Origin of the sequence: Actinospica durhamensis, from assembly GCF_018139695.1 — a bacterium.
In the GTDB taxonomy this organism is placed as follows: Bacteria; Actinomycetota; Actinomycetes; order Streptomycetales; family Catenulisporaceae; genus Actinospica; species Actinospica durhamensis.
In genome coordinates this window covers 1-11,312 of the sequence record NZ_JAGSOG010000272.1, presented here as the reverse complement: position 1 = coordinate 11,312, position 11,312 = coordinate 1, and the positions used below count along the sequence as shown (strand labels likewise).

Genomic DNA, 11,312 nt, shown 5'->3' with positions numbered 1-11,312 from the left:
CCCGTCGCCCCGCCGCCGCCCCGGCCGCCCCGCTCACCTCGCCAACGCACCCTGCACGCCGTCTTCACGGCCTGCGTCGTGGGCATGCTCGGGCTGGGCGCGTTCGGGATCAGCAACACGCTTCAGCGCGCGTCTCGCGACCATGTGGCCGTCACCGGATACGACGCCGCGCAGTCCTGCACCGCAGACGGGACGGACTGGCAGCCGCCGACCGTCTGGTGCAAGGTGACCGACGTTTCGGCCGACGCCACGGGCGTGGTGAGCCCGCTCGTCTCGATCACCGCGACGGTCGACGGGGATGACCCTGTCGTCTCCAGTGGCCTGCTGAGCTTCTACGCCGACTTCGGCACCACGGCCTCGGTCCCGGACCAGATCCAGAAGGTCACCCCACTGACCGTGATCACGCACGGCGGCTCGTACAACGTCGCCTCGGTGACGATCGGAACACAGGTCTATCAGACGACAAACTCACCGCTGGTGCAGTACACCACCGACACCGAGTCCTTCATCGCCGCGATCGCGTGGACGGCGTTCGCCTTCGTCTGGACGGTGCGGCGGCTCATCCGCGGACGCGGCCCCGCTCGGCTCCGGTGGATATCGCTCGCACTGCTGTGCGCCACCGCGGTCGGCGCGTTCGTCGCGGCCATGTTCGACGCGAACCGTGGTGCCGGTACCACCGTCGGCACCTCCATCACGCCGGATTGGCTGACCTCCACCCTTCTCGCGCTCGCGGCAGGTGCCGTGATGTGCGTCGTCATGCGGCACCCGCTGTTCGGGCGGGACCCGGGCCACTAGGAAGACACCACCGAGGTCCGGCTCGGACTCGACTCGGATGGACCCGACTCAGACCCGGCTCAGATCCGACTCAGGCCAGGATCTTCGCCTTGGCCGTCTGGTACTCCTGCTCGGTGAGCGCGCCGGAGTTCTTCAGGTCCGCGATCCTGGACAGCTGCTCCGCGGGGCTGAGCCCGCCCGAGCCACCGCCCGAACCGCCGCCCGAGGCCGCGGTGGACCTGATGTAGTCGTCCATCGCGGCGCGCTGCTGCTTCGCCTGGGCGTAGTCGCGCTCGCCCATCCCGTGGCCGCGGGCGATGAGGTACACCAGCACGCCGATGTACGGCAGGATCAGCACGAAGATCAGCCAGCCCGCCTTGCCCCAGCCGTGCAGCCGGTCGTCGCGGAAGATGTCCAGCGTCACCCGGACCAGCAGGAAGATCCACAGAATCCAGAGGAAGAACCACATAATGGACAGGAACGTGTCCAACATCGGGTAGTTCATGGCCCGCACTCCGTTTCTCGGCACCGGCGCCAGGACCAGCCGCGCTCGTTCGGCCGAATTGTCTGTTGTATTCATATTCACCCTTTTTAACCAGATCGGCATGCCGGTTCGCCTGCACGGGTGAGTCCACCGCGCCGCGGGGCCGCGGGATTGGTGGGATGGAGCGAGCAAGGACCACCGAGAGTCCGCGAGTCCGCAAGGAGCCGCTTCATGAGCGTCCGCGTAGCAGTGATCTACTACAGCGCCACCGGCAACGTCCACGCCCTGGCCTCGGCCGTCGCCGAGGGCGCCGAGTCACGGGGCGCCGAGGTCCGGCTGCGGCGGGTGGCCGAACTCGCCCCCGACACGGCGATCGACGCGAACCCCGCCTGGCGCGCCCACGTCGACGCCACCAAGGACTCCGTGCAGGTGGCCACGCTGGAGGATCTGGAGTGGGCCTCCGCCTACGCCTTCGGCTCGCCGACCCGGTTCGGCAACGTCACCGCGCAGCTCAAGCAGTTCATCGACACCACCGGCGGCCTGTGGCAGAACGGGGTGTTCCACGACAAGCCGGTGACCAGCTTCACCTCGTCCGCGAACCGGCACGGCGGCCAGGAGTCGACCATCCTGTCGCTCAACAACGTCTTCTACCACTGGGGCTGCCTGATCGTGCCGGTCGGCTACACCGACCCGCTGCTCTACGCCTCGGGCGGCAACCCGTACGGCACCAGCTGGCCCTCCGGGGGCGGCGTGGCCCCCGACGCGCCGACGCTCGAGGCCGCCCGCTATCAGGGCCGCCGCCTCGCCGACATCGCGACCCGGCTCACCGGCGCGTAGCGTGGAGGCAGGAGATCTGGGCCGCGCACGCGAGCCGCGAGGACGCGCGCGGGCCGGATGCGGTCGGAAGGAGTGACGGCCATGACGCAGAACGCGGGTGAAGCCGACATCCGGCACCGCATCGACGAGCTGATCAGCGAGGAACACGGGCTGCGGGCTGATCCGGAGGCCATGGACGCCGAGCGGCGCACCCGGCTGGCCGCGGTCGAGGCCGAGCTGGACCAGTGCTGGGACCTGCTGCGACAGCGGGCCGCCCGGCAGGAGTTCCACCAGGATCCCGAACGCGCGCAGACCCGGCCGGTCCGGGTGGTCGAGCGCTACGAGAGCTGACGCGCCGGCGCGGCCGAGATGCCGCGTACAGCGCGAGAACGGCCGGCGCCGCCGTCGGGGGGCGGCGTCGGCGCAGCATTGGACCTCCCCGCGGCGCGGCGGAGCCGGACCTGCGGTGAGGACGGCAGCCGACGCGAAGAAGACGGAGCCCGGGCGCCCGCGTGCCCGGGCTCCGTCGCGCCGTCCGACCCGCGCGGCTCAGCGCCTGGACACCCGCTGGCGGCCGATCTGCACCGCCGAGGCGATGACCCGCACGGCCACGCCGAGGAAGACGAAGTCGAACAGGATCTGCACCGTGACGACCGAACGGGCGGCCGGGGAGTGCGCGGTGATGTCGCCGAAGCCGACCGTGCCGAAGACGGTGACGGTGAAGTACAGGCTGTCGAGCCGGGTGAGCGCCACGTTGAACGCGCCACTCGTCTCGGCGTCCATGACGTCGTAGGTGACCGCGAAGACGAACAGCAGCAGCGACGCGGTGAACGCCAGCGCCTCGATCGCGCGCAGGCCCGGGTAGTCCGCGCGCACGATGCGGCCGACCTGGAACAGGACCAGGAGCACGATCGCGATCAGGCTCACCACCAGGATGGGGATGTCGTCGTCGGCCTTGAACCCCTCGAGCGGCATCACGAAGTAGGCCACACCCAGCACGAGCACCGTCAGCACGCTGCGCAGCACGGCCAGCACCGCCGCCTTGCGCATGCGGCGCCGGTGCTCCGGATGAGCACCGTGCGGATCGAGCCCGGCCAGCCAGCGCGCGCCGTGCTCGTCGTGGCGGCCGCCTTCATCAGGGCGGCCGCCCTCGTCGTGGTGCTCGCGCTCGTCGTGGCCGTCGTGGTCACCGCCACCGCCGCCGCCGGATTCGGTCATGCGACGGGCGGGCGGGACGTGCCGGTGGCGTCGGCCGCCGGGCCCGAGTCCTCGTCCGGCCGGCCCACCGCGGTCAGCGGCGTCGCCACGTCCTCGAGCGAGCGGCCCTCCGCGTCGACACCGAGCCAGAGTTCGACCAGCGCTCCGATGATCATCACGGCGGCTCCGATCAGGTAGCCGATCCACAGCTTGGAGTGGTGCAGCAGGTAGTCGGGGCTCTGGTTGCCGGTGTCGCCGATGAGCTTGCCGTAGAACCAGGGGCCGAACGCGCCGAAGCACTGGGCGATGGCGAAGAACACGGCGATGGCCTTGGCGCGCACCTCCACCGGGAAGATCTCACTGACCGTCAGATAGGCCGCGCTGGCTCCGGCCGAGGCGAAGAAGAAGATGAAGCACCAGCAGATCGTCTGGGTCAGCGCGGTCAGTTGCCCGGCGTGGAACAGGAACGCGCTGATGGCCAGCGAGACGCCGGCGATCAGGTACGTCCCGCTGATCATCCTGCGCCGCCCGATCGTGTCGAACAGCCGGCCGAGCAGCAGCGGGCCGCACAGGTTGCCGATCGCGAAGGCCATGAAGTAGTACGCGGTATTGCCCGCGGGCACGCCGTAGATCTTGGTCAGGACGAGCGAGTAGGTGAAGAAGATCGCGTTGTAGAGGAAGGACTGTGTGATCATCAGCGTGGCGCCGAGCACGGACCGGCTGGGATAGCGGCGGAACAGCGTCTTGGTCAGCTCCCAGTAGCCCACGCTGTCGGCCGGCAGGACCTCGATCTGCTTCGACTCGTCGACCGGATCGAGGCTGCCGCCGGTCGAGAGTGTCTCGCGTTCGATGCGTTCGACCGCTTCCTCGGCTTCGTCCACCCGGCCGTGCATCACCAGCCAGCGCGGGCTCTCCGGCAGGTTGCGGCGGACGAACAGGATGATCAGGCCGAGGATCGGGCCGAACAGGAACGCGATACGCCAGTTGTAGCTGACCGGCAGGTGCTTGATGACCGCGACGGTGAGCACCGAGGCGATGAACGCCCCGGCCCAGTAGGTGCCGTTGACGGCGATGTCCACCCGGCCGCGGTATCTGGCCGGGATCAGTTCGTCGATCGCCGAGTTGATCGCCGCGTACTCGCCGCCGATTCCCGCGCCCGCGATGAACCGGGTCAGGTCCAGATACAGCACCCAGCCCTGGCCCTTGCCCAAGGTCAGCGCGGTGAGTCCGCCGCCGAGCAGGTACACCCCGAGGGTGATCATGAACAGGTTCTTGCGGCCCCACCGGTCGGAGAGGTTGCCGAAGAACAGTGCCCCGAACACCTCGCCGAGCAGGTAGACCGTACCGACCGAGAAGGCGACCGAGCCGGCTCCCATGCCCAGGGAGCCCGGCTCCGTCAGATAGGGGCTGACGTTGCTCGCGATGGAGACCTCGAGGCCGTCCAGAATCCACGCCACGCCGAGCGCGACCACCATACGGGTGTGAAAGCGGGACCAGACCAGCCGGTCGATCCGCGCCGGTACCAGGCTCTTGATTCCGCGTGGGGGTGCTGCGGCTGTCTTGGTCGTGGTCATGAACTCCTCCTCGACACCGAGTGGGCTTCAACAGCCTGAGGCTGATCGAGTGCCCGTCGGCCCCGTTCGGAAACGGGGCGTCCCCCGCTCACCCTGCGTAGTTGCGCCGAACGCGTGAGGGCCTCGTGAGGGCTCTGCCGCGCCTGCCGCCGTCGCTCCGGCCGCTCCCGCCACTCCCGCCGCCGCGTGGCGACGGTGTCCGGCCGCCTCACCCGCGCACGCCTTCCCACAGCCGCCGTTCCTGCGCCCGCGGATCGGCGACCACCGCGGGTTCGCGGTCGAACATCATCGTCGCGCGCTCGCCCGTCCCGTACGCGGCCCAGCCCGGATCCCCGTCGCGCGCGAAGGCGACCCAGGCGGAGTGCATCGCGTCCGCGAGCGGCTGCGGCAGATCCTTCCCGAGCAGCGCGTGCAGCCCGTCGTCCGCCAGGTTGTCGAACACGAACGGCAGCTCGGCCCCGTGACAGGCCCCGATCTTGCCGTCGAACGCGCCGGGCTGCCAGGTGAACTCGTACACGTACACCGACCCGGGCCGCCGGCGCGCGTAGGCCTCGGCCAGGCGCAATGCCGGAATCCGGTAGATCCAGTCGGTCACCAGCCGCGCGTGCACCTCGCCGGGCGTAACGGCCGACCCACCGGACCGGTACACCGCGAACGCCTCGTCCGGATCGAGCCCGTAGCGCGCCGCCGTCGCGCGGGACACGGCCTCGGGCAACACGTCGAACTGCCCCGTCGGCACTGTGAACAGCCGGAACTCGTCGAGATTGCAGCCGATCAGCACCTGTACGTCGTGACCCTCACCGCGCGCGATCACCGCGGCCGGATCCTCCGGCAGGATCTCGCCGTCGACCACCGGCTCGAACGGCAGCATCGTGGCCGCGGCCTGCCCCCACGCCGCCGGATCCGGGTCGCTCCACAGCTCCGCGCGCAGATCCGGCTGCACCGCGAGCATCCGATCCATGGCCACCTGCTCGAACGCGGCGCGGGTGGGTTCGATCCCGAGCATGTCGGCGAACCGGGCCGTGATCAGCCGCGCCGAGGCGATGTCGTGAGCCTGATGCGCGGCTCCGCTCTGCAGCACCGCCCGCCGGAACAGCCCCGCCGCCGCGGGCGTGGCCAGCAGCGTGCCGATACTCATCGCGCCGGCCGATTCGCCGAACACCGTGACGTTCTCCGGATCCCCGCCGAACGCCGCGATGTTGCGGCGCACCCAGTTCAGCGCACTGATCTGATCGAGCAGCCCCAGGTTGGCCGGCCCGTCGCCGAGATAGAGGTACCCCGGTGCGCCGAGCCGGTAGTTGAGCGTGACCAGCACCACCCCGTCCCGCGCGAACGCGGTCCCGTCGTAGCAGGGCAGCGACCCCGACCCGTTGAGGAATCCGCCGCCGTGCAGCCACACCATCACCGGCGCACTCCCGTGCACGTCGTGCGTCCAGACGTTGAGGTTCAGGCTCTCCTCGCCGCCGATCTCGACCTCGGGCAGCAGCCGGTCGAACGGCGGCCGATACGGCGCCTTGCCCACCGTCGCCCCGTACGCGGTGGCGTCGCGCACGCCCGTCCACCGCGCCGCCGGCCGCGGCGGCCGCAACCGCTCGCGCCCCACCGGCGCCGCCGCGTACGCGATCCCCTTGAACGCCGCGATCCCGTCCTCGGACCGCAGTCCGCGCACGGCACCCTCGCCGGTGGTGACTACAACCGCCAAAGCCATGGGCGGAGCCTCCCTACACGCGGCAAGGTGGTACGGAGCCGTGGATAAGCTTACCGGGAGAATACAGACATCTCAGTTCTTTCCATCCGTTTCACGGCGCACGGCGTGCCGCGCAGGCGCCCGCGGCGCCCTTGCCGCCCGCGCCGCCCGCGCCGCCGGGTCCTTTCCGGCTCAGCCCTCTGTCCCGATCTTTGTCACCCCCTGATGCGAGGATGACCACATGCCCGAAGGAGACTCGGTCTGGCAGACCGCCCACCGCCTGCACACCGCACTCGCGGGCCGCGTACTGGTCCGCAGCGACCTGCGAGTGCCGAAGCTGGCCACCGTCGACCTGCGCGGGCACGCCGTCGAGAGCGTCAGATCTCGAGGAAAGCACCTGCTCACAAGGTTCGACCACGGCTGGACCCTGCACTCGCACCTGCGGATGCAGGGCTCGTGGAAGGTGTTCGAGACCGGCCAGGGCTGGCGCGGCGGCCCCATACACCAGATCCGGGCGATCCTCGCGAACGAGGCGTACGCCGCCGTAGGCTACCGACTCCCCGTACTGGAGCTGCTGCGCACCGCCGACGAAGCCCGCGTCGTCGGCCACCTCGGCCCCGACCTCCTCGGCGAAGACTGGGACCCGGACGAGGCCCTACGCCGCCTGCGCCGCGCCCCGGACCGCGCCCTCGGCGAGGCGCTGCTCGACCAGGCCAACCTGGCCGGGATCGGCAACGTCTACAAATCCGAACTCTGCTTCCTCACCGGCGTCACCCCCTGGACCCCGGTCGGAGCCGTCCCCGATCTCCCCCGCCTCGTCGGCCAAGCCCAGCGCCTGCTCGAGTTCAACCGCCGAAAGCCCGTCCGCATCACCACCGGAGACACCCGTCCCGGCCGCACCCTCTGGGTCTACGGCCGCGACCGCCACCCCTGCGCCAGCTGCGGCACCCTCATCCGCAGCGCAGGCCAAGGCCGCCCCGGCGAAGAACGGATCACCTACTGGTGCCCGTCCTGCCAAGCCGGGCCCACGCCGTAAGCCGTTGCGGGCGATCGAGTCGCTCGCGACGTTCCCGCAGCTCGCAGCTCCTTCTTCCTTCTGCGGGCCGCCCCGCTCCCCTTGCTCACCGGGCTGCCGCGCCCACGCTCCTCACGCCAAAGTCAAGAGCCCGCGCCCCTCACGCCAACGTCAAGAACAGCCGCTCAATCTGCTCCCGATCCTGCGCCGCATCCTCAGACCCCGCGCTCTCCTCGCGCAGGCACTGCGCCAACCCCGTCGCCACGATCTTGAACCCCGCCCGGTCGAGGGCCCGCGCGGCCGCCGCGAGCTGCGTGACCACGTCCTTGCAGTCGCGCCCGTCCTCGATCATCTGCACGACCCCGCCGATCTGCCCCTGCGCCCGCCGCAGCCGACGCACCACGTCGTCGAGCGTGTCCGGATCAATCCGCATCGCCGCCGCCTCCAAGTCCGTCCACTCCGACCTCGCCGGCCCCGACCACGCCCGCCTCGGCCACCACCAACGTGTCGATGGCCTGCCGTTCCTGTTCCCCGTCGACCGGCCTGGTCACACGCTCGGCGCGCAGCACCCGCAGCACGTCCCGCAGCGGCTCGAGCGCATCCGCCACCGCCTCCGGCGTGTAGAGCACCGCAGGGTCCTGCGGCCCGCCCACCCCGTCCGCGATATTGGTCAGATCGTGCCCGACCAGCACCAGCCGACCGCCGGGAGCCAGCGCCGCGGCCGCCGCACGCAGTGCCCTGTCACGCAGTTCCGCAGACAGATGCAGATACGCGATCACCACCGCGTCGTACGCGCCGAGGTCGGGCTCGTACTCGGTGACGTCACGCTGCAACCACTCGATCGCCAGCCCCTCGGCGCGCGCCTGCTCGGCCCCGGCGGCGAGCGCGACCGCGGAGAAGTCCACGGCCGTCACCCGCCACCCGGTCCTGGCCAGCCAGAGCGCGTTGCGCCCGTTGCCGCACGCCAGATCCAGCGCACGCCCCGGGGTACGGTCGCCGAGCTGCTCGGCGACGAACCGATTCGGCGCGGCGCCCCACAACTTCGGCGCCTGCCGGTAGCGCTCATCCCAGCCGACGCTGTCCATCCCCAGCGCCCGCCCTACGCCGTCGCGCCGTCGCCGGCCGCGCCCCGAGCGCCCGCCTGCCCCGACTGCCCGCCCTCAGCCGCCTCGGCCGCCTTGGCCTCCGCAAGCTTGCGCCGCACGTCGTCCATATCCAAGCCACGCGCCTGCGTGATCAGATCGTCCAGCGCCGCCTCCGGCAACGCCCCCGCCTGCGCGTAAAGGATGACCCCATCGCGCACCAGCACCAACGTGGGAATCGAGCTGATCTCGAACGCCGCCGCAAGCTCCGGCTGCGCCTCGGTGTCCACCTTGCCGAACATCGCGTCCGGGTACTTGGCCGCCGCCTTATCGAAGATCGGCGCGAAACGCCGGCAGGGCCCACACCACGACGCCCAGAAGTCCAGCAGCACCAGCCCCTCGCCGCCGGTCACCTTCTCGTCGAAGTTCCCCTTGGTCAGCTCGACCGGTCGAGCCGTGATCGTCTCACTCATGCTCTCCTCCTTCAGGGGCTCTCCTACCCCGGGGGGTATAACGGCCCACCCCGCCGCCACCATTCCCCGGACCTCACCGACGCGCTGCGGCACGGTGGCGCCACCCGCACGCCCATCACACCGCCACCATTCCCCCAGCTCAGCGACACGCTGCAGGATGGTGCCGCCACTGCCATGCCCCACGCCGTCACAATTCCTCCCAGCTCACCGACGCGCCGCAGGACGGTGCCGCAGTCCACACGCCCTCCACACAGCCACCATTCCCGCAGCTCACCGACGTGCCGCCGCACGGCATGGCCATCCACACGCCCTCCACGCCGAGACCATGCGCCTCCCAGCTCACCGACGCGCTTCAGGACCGTGCCGCCACTGCCACGCCCTTCGGGCAGAGGCCATGCCTCCAGCTCACCGACGCGCTGCAGCACTGTGCGGCTATCCGCACACCTTCCGCGGCCCACGCCGTCACCATTCCTCCCAGGGCACCGACGCGCCGCAGCACGGTGTCGCCATCCGCAACCCTCCACGCCGCCGCCGACCTGCCGCTCCGACATTCCGCCGCGCGCCCCCACAGCTCACCGACCTGCTGCACCGGCCTTCCGTCATGCGCACAATCCGCCGCGCTGCCGCACTGGCCTGCGGTCATGCCCACGACCCGCCGCCTTGCCACGCCGGGCCGCCGCCATCCCCACAGTTCACCGTCCAGCCACCCTGGCCCGCTACCCGGCCGTCAGCAGCCCAGCGCCTCACGCCCACCCTTTCACCCCTCACCCTCACCCGCCGTCGAATCCCGTCAGCGCCGCCAGCGCCGCCGAGATCTTCTCCCCCGCTTCATCCGCGATCGGACCGAGTTCGTCCTCCCCCGTGACCCCCATCATGATCCGCGGATCGAGCGCCTCGACCAGCACGTCCGCCCCGTCCGTCCGCACCACGAGGTTGCACGGCAGCAGCAGCCCGATCTCCCGGTCCACCGCCAGCGCCCGGTGCGCCAGCGGCGGGTTGCAGGCGCCGAGGATGAGGTACGGCTCCATCTGCTCGCCCAACTTCGCCGCCATGGTCGCGCGCATGTCGATCTCCGTGAGCACGCCGAACCCCTGTTCACCCAATGCCGCCCGCACCCGCTCGACCACCTGGTCGAACGAGTCCGCCGCGCCCATCAAGCGCACACCCATCCCGTAGGTCGTCGACACCTCAGCACCTCCCGTAAATGATTCCTGCAGAATGTCCGCATTTTATACCCCCAGGGGTATTTTGGCGGAGCGACGCACCACCCCTAAGTGAGGTAAGGTTTACCTAATTTCTTACTAGCCAGGAGCGCTCATGATCGCCACCCTCGTGATCTTCCTTCGCGAAGGGATCGAAGCCAGCATGATCGTCGCGATCCTGCTTGCTTACCTCGATCGCATGGGCGCCCGCCAACACTTCCGCGACGTCTTCCTGGGCGTCGGCGCGGCCCTCGTACTGGCCGCAGGCGGCGGCGTACTCGCTTACGCAACGGTGACCTCGTACGACGGCTCCGACGCCCAAACCGTCTTCGAGACCTGCACGTTCCTGCTGGCAGCCGCCGTACTGACCTACATGACGTTCTGGATGCGCAACCACGCACGCGGCCTGTCGGGTGAGTTGCGCGCGCGGGCCGAGGCAGCGCTGGGTCGCAAGGCACGCACCGGCCTCGCGCTGCTCGCGTTCCAGGCCGTGGGACGCGAAGGCCTCGAGACGGTCGTGTTCACGCTGGCCATCATCTTCTCCACCTCGACCCGAGGCGCTCTCACCGGCGCCGCCATCGGGCTGGCGATCGCCCTGGTGATCGCGTTCTTCATCTACCGGCTCGGTCACCGCCTCAACCTCGGCCGGTTCTTCTCCGTCATCGGCGCCCTGCTGATGGTCTTCGCCGCAGGCCTGCTCGCCGACGCCGTGGAGAACATGCAGCAACTCGGCTGGCTGCCGTTCCTCGATCAGCCGCTGTGGCACACCGGCGGATTCCTGAGCGAGGACAGCACCTTCGGCGACATCCTGCACTCGTTCTTCGGCTACGCCGACTCACCGACTGCGCTTCAGATCGCCGTATACGTGCTCTACCTCGCCGTCACCCTCACCGCGTTCCTCCACTTCAACCGCCCAGCCCGACCTCAGTCACCCGCACCCACGCCGACCCACACGCCGGTCGCTTCAGACGCCTCTGCGTCCGAGACCCCCTCCACCATGCCCACCCC

Annotated in this window: 13 protein-coding genes; 5 read left to right on the top strand and 8 right to left on the bottom strand. The window is 70.2% G+C overall.

Annotated features, from left to right (window positions below; all coding sequences use genetic code 11):
* On the top strand, positions 1–795 hold a 795-nt coding region (locus KDL01_RS33635), incomplete at its 5' end, for an ATP synthase subunit I (protein WP_212532727.1).
* Between the two features lie 70 nt (positions 796–865).
* Here KDL01_RS33635 and KDL01_RS33630 read toward each other — a convergent pair.
* Positions 866–1,279: a PLDc N-terminal domain-containing protein gene (locus KDL01_RS33630; RefSeq protein ID WP_212532726.1), complete on the bottom strand. Its 414-nt coding sequence runs from the start codon at positions 1,277–1,279 to the stop codon at positions 866–868.
* Between the two features lie 210 nt (positions 1,280–1,489).
* Between KDL01_RS33630 and wrbA the strand changes: the two genes are divergently transcribed.
* Together wrbA and KDL01_RS33620 are read left to right on the top strand one after the other, a co-directional pair.
* Positions 1,490–2,095, top strand: coding sequence for an NAD(P)H:quinone oxidoreductase (gene wrbA / locus KDL01_RS33625; protein ID WP_212532725.1), 606 nt, complete (start codon positions 1,490–1,492; stop codon positions 2,093–2,095).
* 81 nt (positions 2,096–2,176) lie between these two features.
* The gene (locus KDL01_RS33620) at positions 2,177–2,425 is read left to right on the top strand and encodes a DUF2630 family protein (protein ID WP_212532724.1); all 249 of its coding nucleotides are present in this window, start codon (positions 2,177–2,179) and stop codon (positions 2,423–2,425) included.
* A gap of 198 nt (positions 2,426–2,623) precedes the next feature.
* Here KDL01_RS33620 and KDL01_RS33615 read toward each other — a convergent pair whose 3' ends face one another.
* From KDL01_RS33615 to KDL01_RS33605, 3 genes are all read right to left on the bottom strand, one after another.
* A complete protein-coding gene (locus KDL01_RS33615; RefSeq protein WP_212532723.1) occupies positions 2,624–3,292 on the bottom strand; it encodes a potassium channel family protein in 669 nt (222 codons plus the stop codon).
* Positions 3,289–4,845 carry an MFS transporter gene (locus KDL01_RS33610; RefSeq protein WP_212532722.1) on the bottom strand — a complete coding sequence of 519 codons (1,557 nt, stop codon included), beginning with the start codon at positions 4,843–4,845 and terminating at the stop codon, positions 3,289–3,291. Before KDL01_RS33610 ends, KDL01_RS33615 begins: the two co-directional genes overlap by 4 nt.
* Positions 4,846–5,053: 208 nt before the next feature.
* A complete protein-coding gene (locus tag KDL01_RS33605; RefSeq protein ID WP_212532721.1) occupies positions 5,054–6,553 on the bottom strand; it encodes a carboxylesterase/lipase family protein in 1,500 nt (499 codons plus the stop codon).
* A 220-nt stretch (positions 6,554–6,773) separates the two neighbouring features.
* On the opposite strand from KDL01_RS33605, the gene KDL01_RS33600 reads away from it, so the two are divergent.
* Complete coding sequence (locus tag KDL01_RS33600) at positions 6,774–7,568, top strand: DNA-formamidopyrimidine glycosylase family protein (RefSeq protein WP_212532720.1); 795 nt, start codon at positions 6,774–6,776, stop codon at positions 7,566–7,568.
* 139 nt (positions 7,569–7,707) lie between these two features.
* On the opposite strand, the gene KDL01_RS33595 is transcribed toward KDL01_RS33600, so the two are convergent.
* The 4 genes from KDL01_RS33595 to KDL01_RS44015 form a co-directional block, all read right to left on the bottom strand.
* A complete protein-coding gene (locus tag KDL01_RS33595) occupies positions 7,708–7,980 on the bottom strand; it encodes a metal-sensitive transcriptional regulator (RefSeq protein WP_212532719.1) in 273 nt (90 codons plus the stop codon).
* On the bottom strand, positions 7,970–8,632 hold the full coding sequence (locus KDL01_RS33590) for a class I SAM-dependent methyltransferase (RefSeq protein ID WP_212532718.1): 663 nt from the start codon (positions 8,630–8,632) through the stop codon (positions 7,970–7,972). Before KDL01_RS33590 ends, KDL01_RS33595 begins: the two co-directional genes overlap by 11 nt.
* Before the next feature lie 14 nt (positions 8,633–8,646).
* Complete coding sequence (gene trxA, locus KDL01_RS33585; RefSeq protein WP_212532717.1) at positions 8,647–9,102, bottom strand: thioredoxin; 456 nt, start codon at positions 9,100–9,102, stop codon at positions 8,647–8,649.
* A gap of 770 nt (positions 9,103–9,872) precedes the next feature.
* Positions 9,873–10,271, bottom strand: coding sequence for a DUF302 domain-containing protein (locus KDL01_RS44015; protein ID WP_368861701.1), 399 nt, complete (start codon positions 10,269–10,271; stop codon positions 9,873–9,875).
* Positions 10,272–10,419: 148 nt separating this feature from the next.
* Here KDL01_RS44015 and KDL01_RS33575 point away from each other — a divergent pair.
* On the top strand, positions 10,420–11,312 hold an 893-nt coding region (locus KDL01_RS33575; protein WP_212532715.1), incomplete at its 3' end, for an FTR1 family iron permease.

Bases quoted from the DNA above. Each gene is read 5' to 3' on its own strand.
- KDL01_RS33600 (WP_212532720.1), top strand. From the start codon at position 6,774: ATGCCCGAAGGAGACTCGGTCTGGCAGACCGCCCACCGCCTGCACACC.
- KDL01_RS33595 (WP_212532719.1), bottom strand. From the start codon at position 7,980: ATGCGGATTGATCCGGACACGCTCGACGACGTGGTGCGTCGGCTGCGG.
- KDL01_RS44015 (WP_368861701.1), bottom strand. From the start codon at position 10,271: ATGGGTGTGCGCTTGATGGGCGCGGCGGACTCGTTCGACCAGGTGGTC.
- KDL01_RS33630 (WP_212532726.1), bottom strand. From the start codon at position 1,279: ATGAACTACCCGATGTTGGACACGTTCCTGTCCATTATGTGGTTCTTC.
- KDL01_RS33615 (WP_212532723.1), bottom strand. From the start codon at position 3,292: ATGACCGAATCCGGCGGCGGCGGTGGCGGTGACCACGACGGCCACGAC.
- KDL01_RS33590 (WP_212532718.1), bottom strand. From the start codon at position 8,632: ATGGACAGCGTCGGCTGGGATGAGCGCTACCGGCAGGCGCCGAAGTTG.
- trxA (WP_212532717.1), bottom strand. From the start codon at position 9,102: ATGAGTGAGACGATCACGGCTCGACCGGTCGAGCTGACCAAGGGGAAC.
- KDL01_RS33620 (WP_212532724.1), top strand. From the start codon at position 2,177: ATGACGCAGAACGCGGGTGAAGCCGACATCCGGCACCGCATCGACGAG.
- KDL01_RS33610 (WP_212532722.1), bottom strand. From the start codon at position 4,845: ATGACCACGACCAAGACAGCCGCAGCACCCCCACGCGGAATCAAGAGC.
- KDL01_RS33605 (WP_212532721.1), bottom strand. From the start codon at position 6,553: ATGGCTTTGGCGGTTGTAGTCACCACCGGCGAGGGTGCCGTGCGCGGA.
- wrbA (WP_212532725.1), top strand. From the start codon at position 1,490: ATGAGCGTCCGCGTAGCAGTGATCTACTACAGCGCCACCGGCAACGTC.